The 24133-nt window shown below is 37.9% G+C and carries 18 protein-coding genes; 1 reads left to right on the forward strand and 17 read right to left on the reverse strand.

Going from position 1 to position 24133, the window contains the following annotated elements:
- The coding region (locus tag J4051_RS15425; RefSeq protein WP_208234778.1) for a hypothetical protein at positions 1 to 717 on the forward strand (717 nt) is incomplete at its 5' end.
- Between the two features lie 241 nt (positions 718 to 958).
- On the opposite strand, the gene J4051_RS15430 is transcribed toward J4051_RS15425, so the two are convergent.
- The 17 genes from J4051_RS15430 to J4051_RS15510 form a co-directional block, all read right to left on the reverse strand.
- On the reverse strand, positions 959 to 1594 hold the full coding sequence (locus tag J4051_RS15430; protein ID WP_208234779.1) for a hypothetical protein: 636 nt from the start codon (positions 1592 to 1594) through the stop codon (positions 959 to 961).
- 175 nt (positions 1595 to 1769) lie between these two features.
- Entirely contained in the window at positions 1770 to 3197 is a 1428-nt protein-coding gene (locus tag J4051_RS15435) for a phage tail sheath family protein (protein ID WP_236027530.1), read from the reverse strand.
- Positions 3198 to 3639: 442 nt separating this feature from the next.
- Positions 3640 to 5265: a hypothetical protein gene (locus J4051_RS15440; RefSeq protein ID WP_208234781.1), complete on the reverse strand. Its 1626-nt coding sequence runs from the start codon at positions 5263 to 5265 to the stop codon at positions 3640 to 3642.
- 155 nt (positions 5266 to 5420) lie between these two features.
- Positions 5421 to 6671 (reverse strand): hypothetical protein, encoded by a 1251-nt coding sequence (locus tag J4051_RS15445; RefSeq protein ID WP_208234782.1) that lies wholly within the window; start codon positions 6669 to 6671, stop codon positions 5421 to 5423.
- 159 nt (positions 6672 to 6830) lie between these two features.
- Positions 6831 to 7325, reverse strand: coding sequence for a hypothetical protein (locus J4051_RS15450; protein ID WP_208234783.1), 495 nt, complete (start codon positions 7323 to 7325; stop codon positions 6831 to 6833).
- A gap of 25 nt (positions 7326 to 7350) precedes the next feature.
- Positions 7351 to 7968, reverse strand: a complete 618-nt coding sequence (locus tag J4051_RS15455; RefSeq protein WP_208234784.1) for a hypothetical protein — start codon at positions 7966 to 7968, stop codon at positions 7351 to 7353.
- 14 nt (positions 7969 to 7982) lie between these two features.
- Positions 7983 to 9599 (reverse strand): T9SS type A sorting domain-containing protein, encoded by a 1617-nt coding sequence (locus J4051_RS15460; protein ID WP_208234785.1) that lies wholly within the window; start codon positions 9597 to 9599, stop codon positions 7983 to 7985.
- 75 nt (positions 9600 to 9674) lie between these two features.
- Positions 9675 to 10208 (reverse strand): hypothetical protein, encoded by a 534-nt coding sequence (locus tag J4051_RS15465; RefSeq protein WP_208234786.1) that lies wholly within the window; start codon positions 10206 to 10208, stop codon positions 9675 to 9677.
- A 746-nt stretch (positions 10209 to 10954) separates the two neighbouring features.
- A complete protein-coding gene (locus J4051_RS15470; protein ID WP_208234787.1) occupies positions 10955 to 11884 on the reverse strand; it encodes a hypothetical protein in 930 nt (309 codons plus the stop codon).
- Between the two features lie 222 nt (positions 11885 to 12106).
- Complete coding sequence (locus J4051_RS15475; RefSeq protein WP_208234788.1) at positions 12107 to 12637, reverse strand: hypothetical protein; 531 nt, start codon at positions 12635 to 12637, stop codon at positions 12107 to 12109.
- A gap of 179 nt (positions 12638 to 12816) precedes the next feature.
- Positions 12817 to 14148 (reverse strand): right-handed parallel beta-helix repeat-containing protein, encoded by a 1332-nt coding sequence (locus J4051_RS15480; RefSeq protein ID WP_208234789.1) that lies wholly within the window; start codon positions 14146 to 14148, stop codon positions 12817 to 12819.
- A 75-nt stretch (positions 14149 to 14223) separates the two neighbouring features.
- Positions 14224 to 15213, reverse strand: coding sequence for a hypothetical protein (locus J4051_RS15485; RefSeq protein WP_208234790.1), 990 nt, complete (start codon positions 15211 to 15213; stop codon positions 14224 to 14226).
- Positions 15214 to 16029: 816 nt separating this feature from the next.
- Positions 16030 to 16788, reverse strand: a complete 759-nt coding sequence (locus J4051_RS15490) for a LytR/AlgR family response regulator transcription factor (protein ID WP_208234791.1) — start codon at positions 16786 to 16788, stop codon at positions 16030 to 16032.
- A gap of 3 nt (positions 16789 to 16791) precedes the next feature.
- On the reverse strand, positions 16792 to 18750 hold the full coding sequence (locus J4051_RS15495; protein ID WP_236027532.1) for a histidine kinase: 1959 nt from the start codon (positions 18748 to 18750) through the stop codon (positions 16792 to 16794).
- A gap of 349 nt (positions 18751 to 19099) precedes the next feature.
- Positions 19100 to 20539 carry an SLC13 family permease gene (locus tag J4051_RS15500; RefSeq protein WP_208234793.1) on the reverse strand — a complete coding sequence of 480 codons (1440 nt, stop codon included), beginning with the start codon at positions 20537 to 20539 and terminating at the stop codon, positions 19100 to 19102.
- A gap of 110 nt (positions 20540 to 20649) precedes the next feature.
- Positions 20650 to 23268: an exo-rhamnogalacturonan lyase family protein gene (locus J4051_RS15505; protein ID WP_208234794.1), complete on the reverse strand. Its 2619-nt coding sequence runs from the start codon at positions 23266 to 23268 to the stop codon at positions 20650 to 20652.
- Positions 23265 to 24128, reverse strand: coding sequence for an ROK family protein (locus J4051_RS15510; protein WP_208234795.1), 864 nt, complete (start codon positions 24126 to 24128; stop codon positions 23265 to 23267). The genes J4051_RS15505 and J4051_RS15510 overlap by 4 nt, the downstream gene beginning before the upstream one ends.
- Positions 24129 to 24133: the final 5 nt, after the last annotated feature.

Raw genomic sequence — 24133 nt, forward strand, 5'->3', positions numbered from 1 at the left:
TATACTTTGAATAGTCAGTCTGACCCAAGTATAATGGGCGATGCCAAATTCACAAAACGGGTCAATGGCACAACCTTGATAGAGGTCATGTTGGAAGGTACTTCCGCTGGCGATGAGCATCCAGGTCATATTCATATGAATACTGCTGCCGAAGGTGGGGACATTGCCGTTACGTTCACGCCTCTAAATGGCGCTACAGGTATGAGCAAAACGCAAGTTGCCATGTTAGCTGATGGGACAGCCATTACTTATGAAGAACTATTGGATTTTGATGGGTATATCAATATTCACAAAAGTGCGGAAGACCTGGGAACATTAATCGCTCAAGGTGACATTGGACAAAATGAATTAACGGGAGATACTAAGGCTTATACTTTAGGACCTGTTGGCAATTTAGGTGTCGATGGTGAGGCGACCTTTTACAAAAGAATGAATGGCGAAGCTTTATTGGTCATCGACGTGATGGGAACCATGAATGGAAACAGTCATCCGTCTCATATTCATATGGGTGATATTAATACTCCTGGCGCTATTACGGTAAGTCTTAGTCCAGTAGATGGAGCTAGCGGTATGTCCATGACAAACATCGCTAAACAGGATGATGATAGTGCGTTTGGATACGATGATATATTAACTTATAACGGTTATATCAATGTACATAAAAGCGCTACGGAATTAGGAATTTTATTGACCCAAGGAAATATCGGCTCTAACTAAACTTCGGTTTGTTGTGTTTGCTGAAAGGCTGTCTTGTTATAAGGCAGTCTTTTTTGTGTTTATTAATTGCGCGTCCTAAGAACCAGCGCACCATAAAAACCGATTTATCGAAAGCACATACTCATGTTGACACATAGAAAAACCCCTCAGATATTTATATCCGAAGGGGTTTTTAATCTAATTGATGGGACTGATAATAGCAGCCTCAGACTAATTAAATATTGTTCTAAACGTCATCACTTTAGTTATCAAATCTTTGCAAATGTAAAACTTCAATTTTTGATCTATCGTTCCTGGAACGAACCAAAATGGTGAAATAATGTTGTTCCACATTATCATAATCTGCTCCAGCGCTGTAGCTAAGCAGTTTTACATCGATTATGGTTTTCCAATCCCCAAAGCCGTTGGCTTCAACGGGCCTCCAATCCTCGATAAGTTTACTATAATAGCGATCTGAATCGGTATAGTTATCAATAGTCCTTTTTCCTGATTGCACTCTGATTTCAATCCATTGGCGTTTGTTTGTACGACCTTCTACCGTTATTTTTCCATTCAAACCTTCTCCTACTGAAAGATTGCTCTCTGGGGATGTAATTGTAACGTAAATCGATTCAGGTGTCGGGGTGATGATCTGTTCTCCAGTAACCGGGTCAATATGCCCATGTTTCACTCTTTCTTTTATAGGGATCACCTGTGTTTTGGAACGTGGAACGGCTTTAATTTGCTTCATTTCCTTTTTCTCCATCGTCTTGGCCTTTTGGCTTTTTTCTACCTTAACTTTTCGTTCTTTCTCCTTCTTGGAGGTTTTTTGTGCATATAACGGGGAGGTCATCAGCATTACTACTAATGTTCCTAGCACTAATAATTTCGTTTTCATAATGTATTATTTTAAGTTAATATGTAATGTTCTATTTTTAATCGATTTTAATGTAATTCAGTTTTAATAAAGGAGCTGTTGACTTCTCATGCCAATGGCTGTTCAAAGTGCCATCAGTAGCCGAGTTCTAATTATGGGTATTTTGAAATTCGCCAAACTGCATACTAGATTCTAATTAATTGCCATTCATATCTTGAGAGATTCTTAGTAAAGAGAATTCTGCTGGTCTCGATGACGCCATTCCGATTTCTACAATCATCTTTCCGTTATTTAGATCCTGTTCGGTCATGGTTTCATTCAAGCCGACCCTTACGAAATAGGCTGCTTCTGGATTAGTACCATTTAACGCGCCCGCTCGCCAAAGTGTAGTGAGGTAATTTGTGGTCATTGCCTTCACCTTGTTCCAAGTCTCGGGATCGTTTGGAGCGTTTTCATAATGCTCCAAAGCATTCTTCACAGAGGTTTCGATGGTCATAGCCAATCGCGTTACCGGAATATATCTCCATTCGTTATCATTGCCAGCCAAAGTGCGGGCCCCCCACACCATGACGCCTTTTCCCTTAAAGCTTCGAATCGCATTAATGGATTTGCCGGAGCTGTCAACATTAAGATTGTTTTGTGCATTATTGTCGATTTCCATTGTTGGTGCTGTTACCTTGTTCAAAGACACATTGGCCGGTGCTTTCCAAACGCCTTTGGAAGTATCTATCTTGGCGTAAACACCTGCAACGGCAGCACTGGGCGGTAATTCGAGATGTTTGGCATGTATCAGCTGTTTTATGTCTTGATATTGCGTTCTAAATCTTCCATTCTCAACATGATATAATGACGTGTCAGCTTTATTTGGGTTGGCTGAAATTTCTGTTTCTGGATGTCTCAAAACCAATCTTTTATTATTTAACTTTACTTGAATCCTGTCTTCAGAATAACGGTAATTAAGTGTCGTTAACAAAGGTGGAAAGTAAGCAGCTCCGAATTTGAGGTTTTCGGTTCCCATCGAGAATCGGAATTTTTCTACCGATTCTGAAATATCACCATGAGATGCTTTGACATCACAGATCAGAAAACGATCGTTTCTTTCAGCACATTGGGCGAGCGCTGCCTTATAGACTTCTGCCGGATCGCCTGTGTTTTCAGAGCTGGTAATATCCGGAAAAAGAAGTAAAGTGGGTAGATCTTCATTTTCAAGTAATGCGAGACCATCCAATAGGTCTTCATTTCTTATTGAATTATTATAATGACCAACAGAAGTGATCAAGCAATCGCTACCTCCATTGTCAAAAAATAGTTCCAACATATAATACATCTTGTATTTTGGAGTGTTCAAAATGTTTGGTGAAGTGATGCTTCCGTCACTGTTTATCAGAAATTCCCCTATGTCTTCATTGGAAGCCCCACCAAATTTGGCTTTATAGTCCTGCATAGAACTGATCTTTGTAGGGATATTGGAGCCTTTTTCGGTATATCCTATAAACACTGGAATGCCTGTTTCTACCTGAGTAATTGAAGGGATAGAATTTGATGTTTCTTGGACATAGACGCCTGGAGTATTGACTTTTTTCTTAGGATTGGTCAGTTTACCACTATTGTCAACTTTATGCATCTTCTTTATCCTTTTTTGAGGAACTCTGCGTTCTGTTTTTGCCTTCTCCTGTGTTGTCTTGTTCCTCACCTGTGAGAAAGAAGGGTAGGAAAAAATGAAAGAAAGGATAAGACACAAAATGAATGTTTTGTTCACCATATCGCATTAATTTTTGATGTTTATATTTTCGCTAGTAGAGCTTCTATTGATCATTTTTATTGATATGATAATCATTTTTGATACCACAGAAATTAGTTGGTCTTGTCAAAATTCAAATTAATTTAAAGTTTTCTTCGCGGCCTGTGAATAGAATAATGAGATTTTCCATAACCATCGATCGTTTTTAAGTATGGATAAAAATAATAGCATATTTGTTGCCTTCTAAGAAACCAACTTCGTAAACTATTATTTCTATCCTCACAATAAATTATAAATGATATTTAACCTAGCTCGTGAATTTTATCTAAAAACTTACAGCTTGCCGCAATCTAATTCCGGTTGATTTCGAACGGACTTCAGGATAGGTCCCGTCATTCTTTTTTTGATCATATTTACGGAATATTTGCTCAGCGGTGAACCCAAAAATCAAATCCTTATCCTTATCATTTCCCATACTCATTGCAGGTGTTTTCCAATTGCCATCCGCATCTACCTTTACTATATGTTTTCCAATTTCTTTATTCCTGAATTTTGGAGGATTCGTTCTTTTCTTCGGCTCCCAAGATCTCGTTACCGTCACTTCTACAAAACGACCAGGAACCCCCGTTCCTTTAACAACTTGGGTTCTTCCAATAGAATGTGATGAATTTGGGTTAGTCATTACTGGCGGTACGACGCGATTAGGATCCGATGTCATTTTGAAGCTGAAATTTCCTGATTGATGACCAAGACCTATCTGGCTTACCTGAACGTTATGCGTTAGCTGTTTTTCGGTTAGGGGTGTGGGCAACACAATGGGATTGGTGCTCCATTTTCCATTATTATCAGAAGTTGTTGCAGTTCTTGTATGTGGTAGATCAACTCTTTTCCCTTCGGCATCTGTGTAACGGCTGGTCATAAAAATTTGAACGGTCCGATTTGGTCCAGCTGAGCCTCTTATGACTACTGGAGAAACAGCATCCGTGCCGGATTTAGGGCTATGTGAAATGCCCCAGGGCTTAACAGGACGTCTTGGGAAACTCTGATCAATTGACGGGATAACCGTAATTGGTTGTGACTGACGCCTAACGTGCGTTTTGGTGTCTATTTCAGTTACTTTTATTTTAAATCGCGCATCGGTCTCACCTTCAAATAACCATAGGTGGATAGGGTCTGTTTTCCAATTCCCATTTTCATCGGCTTTCGTTCTGACGGATTTAATGTTGAAATTAGGCAAAGCTATATTCGACTCGATGTTTAAATCAATCGTTGTGTTTTTTTGAGCTGTACCTTCAATGACGAGCGGTGTTGTGATTACGGTTTGATTACTTGGAGAGTTAATACTCGGTGGCGGGGGGAGTTTTATGTCCGCGGCATTAAATCGGGGTTTTAAAGTCGCTTTTTGATTCAACTGTTTCTGCGAAACGCTCGGGTTGAGTTGCATGACCATATCTCCATTGATTTGGGCGCGCGCTACGGTTTGAACCTTCTGCTTTGGAATTACTGTAATACGTTCGCCTTCTGAAGAATTATTGTCCAAGTTCTGTAAGACTGAAATGTGAAACTTCACATTTTTGGCATCCTCTGGAACCCATAAATTTATGGGGATGGTACTCCATTCGCCTGCATTGTCAGCATTTGTTTTGAAGGTCCCCAAATCCTGACTACCACCAGTAAAAACGGCTTCAACAGTCACTTCAATCTGAATGTTTTCACTGGCGGTTCCATTAATGATCAAGGGTGATGCCACTTGTTCATTATTTGCAGGAGAAATAATTGTCGGCAAGGTACTGCCAATTACCTTGTTTAATTTTAACATAGGCCTTGCAGAAACCTTTGGCGTGACCTTGCTTTTTTGCTGTTTTTCGTAGGTCTTTTTTATTTGTGCTTGCAGTGGGTTTGCCATTAGCAAGAAGCACAAGGTTCCTAAATGTAAAATTATTTTTTTCATGATAAATGGTTTTTGATTTAATATTAATTTTTGAGATAATACCCCGGGTTGAGCCATGGAACACAAAAGGCTAAAAATATTTTCTTCGGGTTTCAAGACTGCGTTATGCGTTCCGAAAAGATTGCTCTCATTGCAAAGCTCATGTTGGTACGATGTTATCGTCTTAGATGTAATGTTTTGATCTCAGAAGGGTTGCTTTTATCACGAACCAAAATGGTGAGTGTGTATTCTTTTTGTGGAGCACGTCCATTTGTGGTTTTTGGTTGGCCCGTATTTAATTGTGTACTCCAATGTCCGGTAGAATTTACAGGAACCGAGGTCCAATCTTTAATGACTCTTCCGTTGTTCTGCTGTTGATAGTTTCCAGCAGTGCCTTGACCCGTTTGTACACGGATTTCCAACGTATGGTTTTTGATGGCGCGTCCTTTGACCGTGATCGGTGACCTGACTTTATCGCCTTGATACAGATTGCTCTCTGGTGAGGTTATTTTCAGTCCCAATTTTTCTTTGGCTTGCGAGTTGACCGTTACCGTAGCTTTGTTTCCTTTTTCTGAATCGTTTATAACTCGAACGGCCGTGATCTCAAGAGTAACATTAGCATCCGCTGCATCTGCTTGGATGGAGTATAGCTTGCCGGTTTTCCAGTTGCCTTCTGAATCTGTAGTGACATTTGTTTTCGTGGCCTTACCGGTATTTTGGCCGTATTGGGTGTAACTGCGGGTGATTAGGACTTTAACTTCACTGTTTTTTTGGGCAGTTCCGGTAATCATCAATGGAAAATCAACATGAGCGTTATTTTTTGGGGAGGTAATATAGGTGTTCACCTCATTTGAAGACGGACGTTGAGGTCGTTGATGTCCAGTTCTTGGATCAATTGGGGTGTGAGACACTCTTTCTCGCACCTCAATCAACTGAGGATTGAGTTCTTTTATCTTCTTCGCGGTCATTTCAACACGATCAATTCTTTGGATATTGCTGGTGGGAGAAACGGTTATTTTTTTTGAGCTGGGTTTCTTTAAGCGTTTCATCTTCGATTTCTCTACCACCGATTCTGAAGCCATGATTTCAAATTGTAAGTTGTTTACGCCTTCCGGTGCCCACAAATTGATAGGGATGCTTTGCCATGTTCCATTACTATTGGAGGTTATGACAAATGTCCCCAAATCCTGATCGCCTTCCGTGAAGGTTGCTTTGACGTTAAGGGTAACTTTGGCGTTTTTTGAAGCCGTACCGGCAATGGTAAGCGGTGATGAAACCTTAGCATTATTATTTGGTGATGTAATGGACAGCTCGGAGCTGGCGCTTATTGTAGGTTTGCTAAGTTTGCCTAAAGTTTTTTGCGCATACATCTGGGTTGAGATGATTAAGAACAAAAATGATCCTACAGTTAAAATTGTTTTTTTCATGATAAATGGGTTTAGGTATTACTGTTTTTTTCGGGATAATTCCTTATTATGTCGTGTTAATACTGAGCGTATCAGATATTTTTTAGTCGGTTATTAATCAGTCGGGTTTTAATCAATTTAAATCTAATTTGAAAATGCTTTTAGCTTGTGAAAATGGACTTAATCCACTCGCATAAAAACAAAAACCAAGACTTCAGGACCAGATGGTGTACCTTGATATCTCTCACGTCTTTCCGCATCTGGAATCTCCTCAAGTTTTAAGGTGGTCTGGTTAATTTGAATGATCCTGAATTCTCTAATCGGTGGAAACGGACTGTCTTGATATGGACTGTTATCGGCCAAATCAATTTTTAAAGTATTGCCTTCCACATGGTATCGTCCAATCAGATATTGATAGATGGCGCAACGTTCATCGTACCAGCGCAAATTCATTTTACCGTCGGACGAAAAGCGCAATTGATCATTGTTTCTGTTGCACACATTTTGATAATTGTAAAGCCGTTCGTTAGAACCATTGATAATGGTGCCCGTTTTTATAAAAGCCCAGTCACCCCAAAGACTCCCTGGCAATGGTTGTTGCAGGGTGACACAACTCATGGTCATAATGCAAAGCCCCAGAACTAAAATGATGCTTGTAAATTTTAAGTCTTTCATAAGGTGAGTTTTTTGGTGATGATCATTATAAATAATTTGGAACTTTAATCACCAAACGTCCTTTAATTTGGGAAATGTTCTCCTCATAGTCTTCAAACTGACCATCAAAATCTAAGGTATAGCCCAATGATCCACCTTCATGACTCTTCACGCCATAGGTGGTATTGGATAATTTGACCTCACCCGACATACTGTTCTGTACATCAGAGGAAGGCGGTGCGATTGAAATAATCAGATTGGATCTTTCTTCGGAATCATCTTCAGAACCATCAAATAAGTCGGCAACGGACCCATCGGCATTTTGAAAAAAGAGTCCGTTGATGAGAAGTTCATCATTACCTATTCGTAAAACAATGCCCTTACCATTTTCGGTATTGCTATAGGCCGAAAAGTTGTTCATGCTGCCATCATCTTTTGACACATTTATAATGTCTCCTTTTAAATGGCGTTCGTTGGCACTTCCTGGGTTTATGGTAATGTCATAGGTGTGATTTTCCCCTTGCGAATCCTCCTGACGTTCTTGAACAGGGGCCTCAACAGGCTCTTCGATTGTATCTTTTGATTTGTTGCTATTGCCGCAGCCAGCGACCATTGTTAGGCAGATGAGGAGTAGGAGAGATGGTGTAAATCTTATATTTTTCATATATCGTATTTTTTCTAATTTTTGATGATCTGTTTTATTGCTGTATGGTTTTCAATAGTGGTAATCTTTATAAAATAAAGTCCAGGCGCAAATTCTGACATGTCTATATCAATTTGTTTCTTCCAGGTTTTTAAACTTTGACCGGTGATGGAAAAAAGATCCACTTTTTGAATATTCTCAGGTGTAGACGCCACGTGTAGAATATTTTGGACAGGGTTGGGATAGGCTAAAAATTCCGATTTTGTTTGATTTTCAACGTTTAGAGCGGCACCGGTGAGTTTCCACAATTTCAAGCCACTCCCGTCGTAATCTGCCGTAAAATACAGCGTCCCATCAACAACGGCATATTCGAAATCATCTTCAGGAATCGCATCTTTATTAAGCGGATCAACTGTCATAACCATTTGCGTCCCTGAAGCAGTGCCATCACTTAGCCAAAGTTGGCGGCCGTTTGAGCCATCCTTCGCTGTAAAAAATAATTTTTGGTCATAAATAAAAAGATTTTCGGCCTTGGAAGATGCCGTTTTCACTATCGAGGTTCCAGCTTCTGTGCCGTCAGTTAAAAATAGACCCCGATTATTGCCGGCACTTCGAGCACCAAAAAAAAGCTTGTCTTTATATATAGTAAAGCCAGTGGGAGCGCTACTGTTTATTCCTGGATAGAGATCTAAAAATAGTTCTAAACCGTTTTCTGTGCCATCGGTAACCCATATTTCTTGACCGTGCGTGTCATCAATGGCGGTAAAATAGAGCTTGTCTTCATACTCAGTGAATTCGCTTTTATGGTAATTAAACGTAAGACCTGGACGTATATCTTTCAACATATATGTCCCGCTTTCTGTCCCGTCAGTAATCCAAGGTTCTCTGCCGTGGGTCAGTTCATAAGCAACAAAATAAACCTTATCCTTAAATAATGTAAATTCGTCTATTAACGTGTCTCCCCAACCGGGCAAGATATCTGTGATTCTTAATGTACCGGACGTCGTGCCATCGGTGCTATAAAGTTCATGACCAAAATAATAATCGTTTGCGACGAATAGTAGTTTTTCATCATACTCAAAGAAGTTGTGAGGGTTGCTATGGTCTAAGGCGAGTGCAAGGTTAGCCAATAGCTGCGTTCCGCTTGACGTGCCATCTGTGGTCCATAGTTCTGTCCCGACCTGACCATCATCTGCGGCAAAATAAAGTTTGTTCTTAAACTCACCGAAACCAGCAGGTGCACTTTCTCCATTGGCTTGAATATTTTTGATGAGACTCGGTGCCGTACCGTCAAACTCAAAGAGTTCTCGATTCCATTTAGTGCCTTCTTTTAAAACGGAACTAAATATCAATTGGTTATTAAATACGGTTAGGTCTTGAGGTTGGGAACCTGGATGATCTACCGGCACCGTCCCTTTATGTGCTGTTGTTCCGATACCATCGGTACTCCAAAGCCATTCCTTATTGTCGGTATCTTTGGCATTAAAGAATAATTTACCGTCATATTCAGTAAAATATTTGGGATTTGTTGCATCTGAAGAAACCAGTGCAGGCGTTTGAGCCATAAGATGGGTGACAAAAAATAAATTCAGAGCCATGAATGCCATGGTTTTAAGATTTCCTGTTTTCTTGTTAAGTAGTTGTTGTTTCATGTTATTTTGTTTTGAGGTTTTTCTTGGTTATTTGTGTGTTCAATTATTCCACTTCATTTTTCTTGAATTTTGCGTTTAGAGTTTATCAATAATAAGTTTCGCTATATTTAATGCTTTTGTCTTGTTGGAAGCGGTATCCGCAGATGTTTTTGCGTGTACGTGGATTAAATTTCCTTTGTACAAAAAGGTTAGTTGGGTTTTTTTCGCACTCCAGGTCGCCATATCGCCAATGCCATCAATGGTTTCGCCATCTTTATAATAAGATACAGAAGTTTCATACTGCGCCTCTTTAATCTTAGTAACCTGTACAATGCTCATTTCGGCTGCATAATCTGCCATGTGGCCGTTCATCACTTCATAAAGCCAGGTGATGGATTCCCATTTGTAAAAACAGGAGGGAAAAGTTGTGTTTTTTTCTTTCATACTTGTTTCAGTTTCTGTAGGAATAGACAGTGCGTTTTTAATTTCTGTTTCGGACAACAGTTCACAAGGCGATTGAGAAAGCGGTTTATTTGAGCTATCCTGAGTTTTATCTGAATTGGATTTTTCAGAGTTTCCGCAAGCAAAGACGCTTAATAAAATTGCGAATAGAAAGAATGAATTTTTCATTGTTTTAAATTTAATTGTGCGCAATTATTTGACGTTCTAATAAAGAATAATTGGTGCAACAAGATGTCGTTTGCTCTCTAATTACTTATAAATCAATAGGAGATAGGGCATCATTTCTAAATTTAGTTAAAAATAGAGGTGGTGGTTAAAAGGAATATATGGTGTTTCAACGGCATCGTAACGAGTTCATTTTTAAAGGTTTTAAAAATAGTGAGCGTAAAGCCTAGGCTTTTAACTCATTTTCTTGAACTGGGGATTCAACTCTTAAATGCGATGGATAAGCTAATTGTCATTAATATTTAAATTTAACGACCGTCAATTTCTAATTTTTAAGAAAAAAACTAAGATTAGTTATATCTACAAATATAATGGACGTATTTTCTTACACAAGACCAAGTCAGAATTTGGCATGCGACACTTAGTATTTGACAAGGTTGACTTAGAATTCAGTAAGAGGGTTGTTTCAGAAATGAGCTAATAAAGTACCAAACACAGAAATGCACGGTCTTGAACCTCAACTTTATTATCTATTAAAAATTAAAACGCTGCTCCAATCGGGTTTCAAATCAGTTACTTTGATTTGAGTTGTTTTAGCCTCGAACTTGCCCGACCAGATAGGGGTGGGTACACGAATAATAAGGTGATTTTTTAATGTCCTTTACCAGCTATTTCACGAAGCAGATTATCATTCTGCCAGTATAAAACTGTGGATTTTCAATTATCTGATCTCATTCGCGGCATAGGGTTTAATGAGATTGAAATCGTATTTCTTGTTTTTTACCTGTGTCAGCATTTAAATACCTGACAACGAGGTTGCCGTTGTAATCAAAATGGGCTATCCCCTTATTTTCGAGGTTAAAATATATATAATACCCTTCGCTTGCAGAAGGCACCAATTCGGCATAAGCCTTGGAGGCACCTTTCTTATAAAGATAAAATCCATTTTTGTCTTGCTTCACCTCATAGGTAATATTTTTAAGACTCAGCTGTGTTGGCGCTTTGATCGCCCTTGTGTTAAAATAAGGGTGTTTCATGAAATCAGGTACATCCAAACTTTTTTCTGCTTTTTTAGCGTTGACATTATGCCAATGGTCAGGCACCGCGATGCCTATTTCTTCTGCTTTATCGTTTGGGTTATGCCAATGATCAGGAGTTGCAATCCCTTTTTTCTCCGTATTGCTGTTGGAAAGTTTTTTCTGTTGACGCTTTTGAACTTTGTTGAATTTCCCTTGTGAATTCAATTTTAACTTAGAAAATCTATAGTTCAATCCTTTGATGGGTGCAAAGGCGTTGGTGAGAGCTTCGTGATAGGTCGATTTGCCTTCTTTTTTAATGAGACCTTCCTGCCCACTCTCAAAAATGACCTTGCCATTACAATCACTCAAGTTTAATATGAGTTTGTTTAAAGTGCCTTTGGAAACTTCATCTACATCTGCATGAAGTCCCAAGCACGGGTTCTTTTTAAGCTCTTCAGGAATTCTGCTGCCTTTCATTATTGTTGTAAAACCTTCTTGTTCGAATAATTTAGTCGTGAGAGAAGTAAGTCCGTTGGCATCTACCTTATCATTAATCTTAAATGTTTTTGGAACAATTATATATTTATAGCTGTCAAGATCTTGTGCATTGAGAGCATTAAAACCGACGATCAGTGCGATAAGAAAAAATATGTTTTTCATTGTTTATTATTCTAGTTAAAGATTAGAATCCTGTTCCCTAACGGGAATCATTTTAGTTACGTCCCAATTGCAATTGGTAACGCCAATAAATTTTTTTTATACTTTACTATCTACTTCATGAATCAGACTTGAGTTTGCCAAGTAGTAAAATTGCGGATTTTTCAATCCATGATGGTTTATTATGTGGCGTTTTAGAAACTATCAGGAACAAATTGCCACTAATTATTTCTTTTTTGTATTAAATTTTCCTTCAACCGTCATTTTTCTATGGCTTTTGGAATATAAGGTACCCGAGAAGGATCCTTCTGAATGGTCTTCGCTCAGTTCTGTGATGGTGATTTTTGTACTGCCTTCTTTTCCATCGGCGTCCGTATAATAATAGGAACGATATTCTTCATCCAGGGGTCCGTCTTTGGTGACATTCTTTATGGTCATATCGGCTTCAGGGTTGGTGTAGTCTTTCTCTTTTATGGGTTGATCATGTGTCTTCAACCGGAGCATGACTATGAGACCATAATCTGAAAGGTTGGCAGTCAAACTTGTGGAAGAGCTTACTTTTCCCGATTGCCTGCGGACGTCTAAGTCAATGGTGCTTCCATCATCCAAATGAATGGAGGCATAAGCGTCGGATTTATCCTTTGTTTTTGTCGTTTGGTCTGTGGCTCCTTTGTGTTCTGAGGTGTCTTTACAGCTTAGTAGCAGCATTCCCAAAACTCCTAAAATCAACCATAAGTGTCTTATTTTGAACATCATTGTATGTATTATTTAGTTAAAGATTAAAATCGTGTCATTTCTTGTAGCTTTTTTAAGAGGCAGACGTTCAGTCTATCATGCATCAAACCATCAATTTTCAATCTGTTGTGTTTTTCTTTAATGCACATCAATTATAAACTTTGATCTGTTATTTAAGAATCATCCTTTAATATTAATTCTTACAAGCTTTCAGGTGCAGGAATCTCTTTTCCGTTCCAATCGGAGAACAATTTTGGGGTGTTGTCCAAGCTGAGGTTGGCGTGTTTCAAATGCGATTTTCCTGCGTTTTGAACACTTATTCCATACTCAAAGCAATTGCTGAAAACGACATTATGGATATTCAAAAACCTTGAGCTTTCCAGAAAAATGGCGCCATTGGGCTTTTTGGTGGTCCTGCCCGCATTTTTAATGATCACATGACCAATTTCATTTAAGGGGCTGCTGGACCTCACATTGATTTGCTGCCAAAATCCAGCCACATCATGTTCGCCTCTAATGGTTATGGGGTCGTCCGCAGTCCCCACCATGACCAAGGAAGCGTTGCCATCTATATGCATCCATTTTTGGGAAGACATGATTACTTCAGTACCGGGCGCTACGGTAAACACGCCTTCTTTTATGTTTAAATTGCCTTGAAGAAAATAGGGCACATCCAATTTGGCCCAGGTGGCATCGCCAAAAAGACTCCCTTCATCCAGCTCTATATAATCGTTCTCGTTTCCTGAGAATGTATTGGTGCCATTAAACAGCCTTAAGCGGGTGACATCAGTTTTAAATGGAATTTTGTTCTTGGTGAACGTGCAATTCTCCATGACTATATTGTTCACGTCTTTTCCTACTCTACTGTTGGTGATCATGCCATAATTTTTACTATTTGAAAACGTGCAATGCTCAAGGTTTAAAATGGTGTTTTCGGTATAGATTTCCAAGGCAGCTTTTGAACCTCCTGCATAATCAATGGTAACGTAGCTCATGGTATTGCTCATCCCATTACTTCCGGTGCCGACACCTTTCCAATAGCCCTTTATGTGTTCTTTTCCGGTAAGCAAGATGGGTTTTTCAGCAGTACCTTGCATTTTAATTGACGATTTATCAGAAAAATTCAGGCCTGCATTTTGTTCAAAAGCAATGGTTACTCCGGGTTCAATGGTCAATTTTCCATCAATTCTTGCTATACACGGAATAATATAATCTATGGCCGCATCGGGATTATCTTTTAACACGGCATTCGGATTCTGACTAAAATAGTTGCAGTCCAACAAAATCGCCGCCGTCTTGGCTTCCGAAAAATCAGGACTGGAGGCACCAGCGGGATCCGGCGCAAGCTGCGATTTGTTTTCTTGCTCCGTAGTTGGGACATTCTGGTCACCGCTAGTGTTTGTGGCTGGCGTATTTGTAGATGATATGTCAGGGTCTGAGCTCGTTTCTTTCTTTTTATCATCACCACAGCTTGCAGAGGCCAAGCCAATGAAAAGGATAAATAATACGGTTTTGAATTTTAGTGTTTTCATCTGTAATATAATTTGTTGAATTTTGAATCTCTTGCAATTATTTTTCAAGCGTTTACTTTAGACCTCAAGCCGTCCTTATTTTTTTGTTAGCGTCAAGGTCTCCCCGTCTCGTTGGACCACAAGCGCTGTTGGTGAAAGGAATTGGATTTCCCAAATAACACTGTTCCCATTTTCGGTGACCTTGATTTGGTCGTCACCGAGAATGTTATAAGTTGCACTTATCGTGGCGCCAGCAATACAGTCGCCATTGCTATGGTCTTCGGCATAAGGTTTTATGTGTAAGTCATAGTCGTCTGTAAATTCAAAAAAGGATTTTTTAGTGCAATCGGATAATGATGGACGCCCTTGAATATGTTTATAAAACCATTTGCCTAAGATTGCTTTTGCGGTAATCAGCTTTCCCGTTGAAGGGGAGGCGCTATTCATTATGGCAGGGTTCTTATGGGATAACACCCGTTCACCTGTAACCATAAACGGTTCTACGGGAAACCCATAAACCATGATTTTTTCAGAGGTTACCTGCTCAATCGGCATAGCTCCCATTCTTTTGGCATTTCGATAAAAAGAGAGAAAATAGGTGGAGTCTATAATTTCCAACTGGACCTTTTTTCCAGATTCATCTTCTGCTTGATTAAAATGTATCGGGAGGATATTATTTTGATAATTTATTTCGAAATTCAGTTTCTCTATTTCTGCACTTTTCAAGGTCGTTATTGTGGGGCGCAATCGCACAAAATCAATAGGGCTCTTTGCACGATCTGGCTTTAAACGCAAGCGATTGGGACTTATAAACAGAAACTCTCCTCCAATAGGAATTGAACCGTCCGCCACAGCGAGGCGATTATCCTTGATATGGTAGGAGGTTGCCGATTGGTGGTCGTCAAAATCATAAAATATCAAACTGTCTTTGGTAAACTCTATCACTGTTGAATGTCGGGTATCTATTTTGGCAATATTCCACTTCCCTTCCAAGTTTTGTGCAAAAGATGGCATGGCGCTTAAAAAAAATGTCCCCATAGCTAGTAAAACCAATAGGGTTTTGAAAATAGACGGCATTGTTTTCATGTTTTAATAGAGTTTAGACAAATAATTAGCTGATGTCATGGACCTTTTTTTAACCAGTTTGGATTAAACACCTGCAATTTTTTTTTTGGTCAGATTAATAAAAACGGACCAAATAAAACTTTAGATGCATAAAAATTTTCCTTCGTTTTGTTAAAAACGGATTTGCATATCCGTAATTAATCCTAAAAAATGAGATTGCTCTTTTAAAATCCGAATAAGTATTGTCCCGGTCCTAAAGGGTGGCTTATTCTTAAATTAATTAATCATTTGAAATTTTTTGCTCTCTTTAGTCCCGATACTTGTCGGGAGGGCAAACAAAAAATCGGTATTGTATTTTCAGTTCTTATGACTAAGAGCCGATATGCAAAAAAGGGATCTTTGCTTTCTTTAGAAATACTACTAAAACAGGGGGGATTCAGATGGATAGTTATTTTTGAACTTAAAATACTATAATCTAAAGGTAGTCGATGTATTTTCTTACACAAGGCCAAATCAGAGTTTGGCGCTTTAGACTGAGTATTTGACAAGTTTGACTTAGAATTCAGGAGCATAGCTATTTACAAAAAGACTTTTGCCCATTTTTAAGTGATACCAGTTTAATTTTCTATTTGGGTGATTATTCCTTTGTGGGATAATGCCGATATAGATTTTAAGGAGCATTTATGCAACATTTAAAATCATAATCGGTATAAATTGAGGCGAAGAGATGAATTCACATTCTAAGAATGGTACTTTTGAAAAAGCTAAATAGGGATCTGAAGCTTATTTTTTTACTGTATTTTTCGAATCAAATCACAATAAAGGATGGCTATTCAATTACTTAAAACGGATCATGGTTTCCAGTATTTCATTGATCTGTTGCCCTTTCTGTCTTGAAACAGGTATTTCTACATCATCATGCATAATAAGACTGCCGCCATCTTGTTTTAAGATCCCTTTTACAAACTGGGGATTTATCAAGTGCGACTGATGGACCCTGACAAAACCATGGTCTTGTAGCAGTTCCTCTATTTCTTTTAGGGTCCTACTGATTAAAATTTTGTTTTCATCCTTACAGAAAATATAGGTGTAATTACTGTCTGATTGACACCTGACAATATTCTGAATTTCTGTAATTTGATAACCAACACCCGTAGGTAAGGCAATCTGCGAACAATTCTTATTGGATTTTTTCAAATGGTCCTGTAAGAGTTGCCATTGTTCCAAACTCGTTTTATCACGCCGTTTTTCCCAATTGGAAAGTGCTTTTACAATATTTTTTTCGGTGATCGGTTTTAGTAAGTAGTTCATTGCGCTGTATTGGAACGCTTTAATAGCATATTGATCATAAGCGGTCGTAAAAATGACATCAAAATCAATGGGCAGCAGGTTGTCCAAGAGTGCAAATCCGTTGAGGTTGGGCATTTCTATATCGAGAAACAATAAATCTGGTGGATTGTTTTTTATAAACTCCAATCCTTCAAGCGGATTTGTGAAAATGCCAATAATGTTATAATCAGCATGGACTTTTTTGATCAAGTTCTCCAAGACATTGGTGCAATGGTCTTCATCGTCTATAATTATTATGTTGGTCATGTCTCAATATTTATAAGTTAATGTAACGCGTGTTCCTAAAGTTCTGTCGTCGTCTTCAAGATCGGTAATTTGAAGGTAAATGGTGTGGTCGTTCAAATGATTGTACAATGTCAATCGGTCCTGTACTATGGTCGTACCCATGGAATTGTGCAATTTTTTGTTCTTGGCGCTTTCTTTTCGGCCTATGCCATTGTCCTCTATAATTATTTTTAAATCATTGGTAGTGTCAAAAATGATCATCAATTTTTTTTCGGCTTTTAAACTTGGTTGCAGTCCGTGCCAAATAGCATTTTCCACAATAGGCTGTAAGAGTAGCGGTGGAATTTGGTATTGTGAAAGCGCTTCTTTGGAATCGACTTGTATGGTGTAATTGAAATTCTCACCCATTCTGCTTTGTTCCAAAGAAAGGTACAATTCTAAAATTTCCAATTCCTCTTCCACGGTTATTTTTTTCCGGTTGCTGTTTTGTAAGATGCCACGCAGTAGACTGGCAAAATCGTCCAAATACGCTATGGCGTCTTCATTTCGGGAGGTCATGATTAAATTTTTTATAGCGTTCATGCTATTGAAAATAAAATGCGGATTCATTTGAGAGCGCAAGGCCATCATCTCCGTTTCCTTGATGCGAATGTTAAAATCGTCTTTGATCTTTTGATTCCGTTCACGTTCTATTTCTGAATAGAGCGCAATAAGCTCACTGGTCTTTTTTTGGACTTTGGTATCCAGTTCGCGGTTCATATCCTCCTGCATGAGCTGGTTGGTCTTTAGTTGATTGATCAAGGCTGTCGTAGCTTCTTCCTTCTCTCTTTGGAGTAGAAATACATTTTTCCCTAAAGCCAATGAAAAGCAATACACCTCGACCAACAAGCCAATCTGAAAAATAATATTGAGGGATTCCTTGAAGCTAAAAAAATGTCCTCGAACAAAATGCAGCGAGTTATAGGCTACATAAGTGCTTAAGATAGCTCCTATGAAAAAGAATGATTGGCCTATTATAAAATAGACCAACAAGGGGTGTTTTACTTTATAAATGACCCAGAATATTAAAATAAAGTTTAGAGGAAGAATAAAGTAACGAATCATATAAAAAATTCGGACCGAATATTTTCCACCAAGTAAAAAATGCGTAAAGACAAAATTGGTCAGAGCATATAAAAAACAGAAGAGGCCCAAGTAAAAAAGAATTTTTGCCAGCAATCTATCATAATTCTTCACCTGTAAAAGCTTCATAATAAATAAGATGTAAAATCCTATAAAGATGAACTGCACGGGTTCAAATAAGCTAAAGGCAAGCTTTGGGATATGCTCAAAAAAGTTGCTGATTGGTGCAGAAGTGGATCGGAGTACAAGAAATCCATAAATAAGTTGAAAAAACAGGTATCCTAAATAATAGAAGTAGAGCATATTGCGCAGACGCAACCAAAAAACGAGCGCAAATATAAAAATGGTGGTAAGCGAAATAATATAGAAATAAAGAAAACCAATGGACATCTGTTGTTCTTTATAATCTAATGATGAAAACTTCCAATAGCCTCTTTCAGAATAGATAATGGGAGGATATCTGGAGTTTTCAGAATTTACGTCAAGCCTGAGATAAAGCTGCGATTTTTGTAATGGTGGGAAACGCAATTGGGTAAATGTACGTTCTTCTTTATTTGCTCGTTCTGACAAGGCTACATAATACCCATTCTTCAATTCTTTATAGCCCTCGTCTGTTTGTTGATAAATCGTCGTGTAATCCAACTGGCTTTTTAGATAAACTTCAACAGTATCTTGCGATCGGTTCTCAATTTCAAAGTGGAGCCAAACCGATGAGTTCACGGAAGCAATGAAGCTGGAATCATAAGGCTGCCAAACAGCGTGTTGCCGAATCTCTTGAAATGATGTACTTCGATCGGAAAATACAGCCTTAACATGTGTATTGCTCAGTAAATTGAGCTTATTTGGAATAGAATCGATCATAATCTGCCCAGAGATCTGAGCAAAACCCAATGATAAATAGCAAATTATGAACGCAAGGATTTTCATTGTAGCTAAAATACCATTCTATTTTTAAAAGATAGACCATGGTTTAGAATTTAGCTCCTTTGATTTAGTATTTGGTAGGTTCTGAGTTTTTTCTGACCTCGAAACCGTTTAAACTAACGAATCATTATATAATTATTGATTTCTAAGAATTTTCTTTTAGTGCGCTTTTAAAATTAATCATGGATAATACTACTGAAAACAGAGGAAACTTGACATTTATGGTGATATTCACTATTAAAACATTCGGTCTGATTACCTATTCGTTTTTTTACTTGAATTTATTTTATAGACCCCACAATATGGGTAGGATATAATAAACAAATAAGGTTAAAACAATAATTGATATCAGATTCATCCAAAAACCAGATTTAATCATATCGATGATTCTCAAATAACCAGAGCCAAAGACGACGGCATTTGGTGGTGTAGCTACAGGCAACATAAATGCACATGACGCAGCTGTTGTGGTTGCTACAATTAACACAAAGGGGTTAACGTCTAAACTCACTGCAATTGGTGCTAAAATTGGTAATAGCATAGCTGTGGTAGCTAAATTGGAAGTTATTTCCGTTAAAAAATTTACAGCAACTATAATAATAAAAACCAATAAAAACAGAGAAACTCCAATTAATAAATCAATCTGACTTCCCAACCATAACGCTAAACCAGTTTCTTTAAAACCTGCAGCTAAAGCCATGCCTCCACCGAAAAGTAAAATGATTCCCCATGGAATTTTTACAGCATCTTCCCAACCGATAATTCTTTGGTTTTTATTTTTTGTAGGTAAAATAAATAAAATCATGGCAGCACTCATCGCTATGATCGTATCATCTATTCCTGGAATTATGGACTGAAGCACAAAGGAGCGTGTGATCCAGCAGATTGCTGTAAAAATAAAAACAATTAAAACGAGCTTTTCTTCAAATTGCATTGGTCCCAATTCTTTTATTAATCGATTGATCTCTCCTTTCCCTCCGGGAAATTCTTTTTGTTTAAACTTGAAAGCCACACGTGTTAAATAAAACCATGCAATTGTTAATAATATAATTGAAATTGGCAGTCCATATTGAATCCACTGCCCAAAGGTGATTTCTATGCCGTAGGCTTTTTGAACAAACCCTGCCATTACTAAGTTGGGTGGTGTACCAATTAGCGTTGCAATTCCACCAATTGACGCTGAATAGGCGATACTGAGCATTAAAGCTTTTCCGAAATTAGTATTCTCATTTTCTATGGTTGTAGGGTTGTCTTTCAATTGAGCAACTATGGACATCCCCATAGGTAGCATCATGACTGCCGTAGCAGTATTCGAAATCCACATGGATAGAAATGCAGTGGCCACCATAAAACCAAGAATTACTTTATAGATATTGGTCCCAATTCCTTTGATAATATATAAAGCGATGCGTTTATGCAAATTCCATTTTTCGATAGCAATTGCCAAGAAAAACCCTCCCAAATAAAGAAACACATACTTATCACCATAGGCGGCAGTAGTATCTTCGATTCTCATAATACCTGTTAAAGGAAATAAGATTAAGGGTAATAGTGCTGTTGCTGCGATAGGAACAGCCTCTGTTGTCCACCATATTGCTACCCAAATAGTGACTCCTAACATAAAATGGGCATTTTCAGGCATGCCTTGAGGTTTGTCTAAAAGTGTTAGGATAAAAAAGGATAACGGCCCAAGGATTAGAGCTATAGTTTTTTTAGGGAATGTCATTGAATGTGGTATTTATACGCTGTGAAGCTTAGGACGATGAAAACATTATAATTACTAATAAGCCATACTTAATAGTATGGCTCATTGATAATTTTTACCGTAACCTCATTTTATTTAGAAACTTTCTCTTTCTCAGTTTTTTCTAACCAATACAGCAAATAAGGAATATTGTTTGCATGCGTCCATCCAAAAACTCGAAGACCCATATTTAACTCCCAAATTGCAGCTCTATCTGAATCCTCTGGTAATCTTGAGATTTCCAATAAAGCATCACTAAATTCTTTTTGAGTAGTTGCGTTACTTATTGTTATTGGAAGTTTTGAGACTTTTAACATCTCGGCCCTTTTTTGGGCTTCTTCAAAATAAGCTTTGTTCCCACTTAATTCGTATCCAAGAATTAGTGGATAGATAGTGGCTAAATAGGACTCCATTTTGTGGTTCAATGGCGGTACGTTTTTAACCCATCTGGCATGATCTATAAGTGCTTTCTTCACTTCTTCACTTCCAGTTAATTGATAGTATTTATATAAGCCTTGAGCCACATAGGTTTGTGAATAGCCATATCTGTCCAATAAAATATTTCCGCCTTGTTCTTTTTGAAGGTCCAGCAAAATTCTTACACGATCATCCAGTTCAGTTTTATATTTTTCTAACTTGGTAGCGTCATAGAGTTCCATTAAATTAAGGACAGACAAATATAATCTTCTGCCTCTTAAATCGTGATCTCCCCAAATTCTTTTTATATAGGTGTCTCCGGTCATTTTGGCAACTTCCAGCGCTCTTTGATCTCCTGTTATATAATATGAAGCTATCCAACCTTGAATCCAAACATGGGCACTCAAGACGGCATTCCAGTGCTCACTAGCGTGTCTGAGGCCAACTCCTAAATAGGGTGTTGATTCTGGTTCATCTTGATAATTCCAAAAATCTATTGACTCGTTAAGTTCTCCTATATAAGTTCTTTTTTTAGGCCAATGAATATTATCGACATCCATGGTATGTTTACTCATGCTTTCGGCCATGTGATAGTATTTTGGATTGCCTGTTCGCATAAAATTTGTCCATAAACTAAAATCAGCGGTCGGCTCATTGTTGTTCCACATATACCATTGATCATTGAAATAATAGGTTTTCATATCACCATAATTAAACATACCGTACCAAGATTCCCATTCTTGATTAAAGGCCATCCAATCGTACTTATATTGTAAGGCATTTTCAAATTCTGGAAATTTGGTGCTATAAGGTGCCATATTTCCATAAACTTTAGAACCGGTATACCATTTTGGACTTGCATGGGCAATAGGAGGATCTAACACAAAATCCATTGTGTTTTCAATGATTTCTATTTTTTCCGCAGTATGAAAGTAATAAATGAACTCCGTAGTTTTAGTAATTCCTTGAGCGAAGTTGGCTAACATTTCACTATCTATCTTTGTATTCGCTCGTTCAAAACTCATAGGATCAATACTGGCTGGCCATACATATGCATTAATCGAGTTAGTAGTGGGGTCAATTTCTAATTCTTTGGGATATTCCTGAAGAAAGTTCTTTATTCCTATGCTAATCCCTTTTGACTTATCAGAAATATCAATCCATCCTTTTGCCCTTTCTGCATTTACGAGGGGTGATTTACCATTGAAAACCGTTGCGGAAAATCCTTTTTCTCTTTCTGTGGAAGTGGAAGTTTCCATAGCTTTCTTTTGCTGAGGTCCTATCTGTAAAACTCCCATCTTCTTATCGACAAGCGGCGCTTCAAATGCGTCATAAGCTTGAGTTGTGTTTAAATCCCTATCGGTGTTGGTTGAAGTAGAAAATTGAACCTCTTTATCTAAATGAAATTTAAAGGTTAAACCACATCCTGCAATTTGGTCATTAGGCTGGGTCCATCCTATATCGTCAGTTGAGGCTTCTGAAATAATATTTGTGTTTTGAGTAGCAATATTGGCATATTCGCCTTCTTGAATTTTATGTTTATCTGGTACACCGGTATAAGTGAGCGTGTGCAGTACTTTAATGTAACTCTTTCCTGCATAGGCGTGAATTCTTAATGTGAAAGGCGAATCGTTATTGTCACTTTGATTATATTTATATGTGCCCTCTATTCTAAATATGGTATGTAAAGGTCCGGAACCTTTTTCTCTGAAAACTTCATTGACGATGGCTTTTGAAAGATCAATTCCAGAATCGTCTAATATGTCTAAAAAAGTACCTCTATAGTTTTCTGGAGCAGATGCAATCAATTCATCTTTTGAGTACTCTTTGTCACCGTTTTTATCTATATATACTTCATCTAAAAAACCATGTCCTTTCTTATTAATATTAAATTTTAAGGTCCCGGTGTTTACCACTATACCTCCAGTAGGTCTCATATTATTTGAAGAAACAATTCGATTTTCTGGTTCCATTGGATAGATGCCTTCGCCATATTCCAAAGTATAATTAGAGGCTTCATCTGCGAAAAAGAATACCCAAATCCATTTAATACTGTCGTCTGCCGGTTCCCATGTTGTAACTTCTGTAGTTTGAGATACAATTTCTTTCCCCTTACTATTTAGCATCCTAACATTATCAACTGAAAATAATTCGCCTTTCGGGAACGGAATTCCTAAGGTTATCGGAGCCCCTTTTTTATTGTTTTCAATTTTTATAGGGACTTGTTTTTGGATTGCCGCGCTAATATTAAAAGTTATGATTAGTGCTAACAACAATAATATTCTATTTTTCATATTCTAATTATCGTATTGTTATTTGATTTTTGGATGCATAAAGAGGCTGCACCTAATATTGCCGATCCTTTTGTTGTTGATACTTCAATTACTAAATTTTCGATTTGTTTTTGATAAGCAAAAGAACTCAAGCTTTCAAGCATGGTATCTTTAAAATGAGGATAGGCCTTGCTGATGGAGCCTCCTAAAAAAATGGCATCCGGTGCAAATAAATACAAGATATATTTAAGGGTTTCACCCAAATGTTCTCCATATTCTTTAAAGGCCTTCAATGCGCATTCTTGTCCTTTTACTGCATTTGTTGCAACATCTCTGGCTGTTGAATTATAATGTTGGGAAAAGAAGAAACTTCCAGCGTAGTTTTCGATAATACTATCTTTATAAGGTAACATTCCTATTTCCCCAGCCCCACAAAGCACACCGTTATAAAGAGCTTTGTTAATTATTATTCCCATACCAACACCTGTACCTAAAGAAAGTCCTATAACATTGCTGTACTTTTTGGCTTCACCATATGTAAATTCACCCAAGGCGAAACAATTGGCGTCATTGTTTATAAAAACCGGAAGATTAAATTCTTTTTCAAGGATTTGTTTCAATGGGATTTCCTTCCACGCAGGTATATTTTGTACATCATACACAATTCCATTAACAGCATCTACTACTGCTGGAACGCCAACACCAATGGCGAGAACTTTTGAGGTGAGATTCTCGCGTATAATTTGTATCAAATTTTGGAGATTAACATCGGCAGTGGCCGTGCTATCAACTAAAATATGAGCTTCATTTTTAATTGAATTACCTTGAACCGTACCAACATTAATTGTCGTTCCTCCTATATCTACACCTAGTATTTCCATAGTCC

Source organism: Gelidibacter pelagius, from assembly GCF_017581925.1.
In the GTDB taxonomy this organism is placed as follows: Bacteria; Bacteroidota; Bacteroidia; order Flavobacteriales; family Flavobacteriaceae; genus Gelidibacter; species Gelidibacter pelagius.

Excerpts from the sequence above, each read along its gene's own strand:
- J4051_RS15480 (WP_208234789.1), bottom strand. The coding sequence starts at position 14,148 with ATGAAAACACTAAAATTCAAAACCGTATTATTTATCCTTTTCATTGGC.
- J4051_RS15505 (WP_208234794.1), bottom strand. The coding sequence starts at position 23,268 with ATGAAAAATAGAATATTATTGTTGTTAGCACTAATCATAACTTTTAAT.
- J4051_RS15430 (WP_208234779.1), bottom strand. The coding sequence starts at position 1,594 with ATGAAAACGAAATTATTAGTGCTAGGAACATTAGTAGTAATGCTGATG.
- J4051_RS15470 (WP_208234787.1), bottom strand. The coding sequence starts at position 11,884 with ATGAAAAACATATTTTTTCTTATCGCACTGATCGTCGGTTTTAATGCT.
- J4051_RS15435 (WP_236027530.1), bottom strand. The coding sequence starts at position 3,197 with ATGCATAAAGTTGACAATAGTGGTAAACTGACCAATCCTAAGAAAAAA.
- J4051_RS15490 (WP_208234791.1), bottom strand. The coding sequence starts at position 16,788 with ATGACCAACATAATAATTATAGACGATGAAGACCATTGCACCAATGTC.
- J4051_RS15485 (WP_208234790.1), bottom strand. The coding sequence starts at position 15,213 with ATGAAAACAATGCCGTCTATTTTCAAAACCCTATTGGTTTTACTAGCT.
- J4051_RS15460 (WP_208234785.1), bottom strand. The coding sequence starts at position 9,599 with ATGAAACAACAACTACTTAACAAGAAAACAGGAAATCTTAAAACCATG.
- J4051_RS15510 (WP_208234795.1), bottom strand. The coding sequence starts at position 24,128 with ATGGAAATACTAGGTGTAGATATAGGAGGAACGACAATTAATGTTGGT.
- J4051_RS15450 (WP_208234783.1), bottom strand. The coding sequence starts at position 7,325 with ATGAAAGACTTAAAATTTACAAGCATCATTTTAGTTCTGGGGCTTTGC.
- J4051_RS15455 (WP_208234784.1), bottom strand. The coding sequence starts at position 7,968 with ATGAAAAATATAAGATTTACACCATCTCTCCTACTCCTCATCTGCCTA.
- J4051_RS15465 (WP_208234786.1), bottom strand. The coding sequence starts at position 10,208 with ATGAAAAATTCATTCTTTCTATTCGCAATTTTATTAAGCGTCTTTGCT.
- J4051_RS15440 (WP_208234781.1), bottom strand. The coding sequence starts at position 5,265 with ATGAAAAAAATAATTTTACATTTAGGAACCTTGTGCTTCTTGCTAATG.
- J4051_RS15500 (WP_208234793.1), bottom strand. The coding sequence starts at position 20,539 with ATGACATTCCCTAAAAAAACTATAGCTCTAATCCTTGGGCCGTTATCC.
- J4051_RS15475 (WP_208234788.1), bottom strand. The coding sequence starts at position 12,637 with ATGATGTTCAAAATAAGACACTTATGGTTGATTTTAGGAGTTTTGGGA.
- J4051_RS15495 (WP_236027532.1), bottom strand. The coding sequence starts at position 18,750 with ATGATCGATTCTATTCCAAATAAGCTCAATTTACTGAGCAATACACAT.
- J4051_RS15445 (WP_208234782.1), bottom strand. The coding sequence starts at position 6,671 with ATGAAAAAAACAATTTTAACTGTAGGATCATTTTTGTTCTTAATCATC.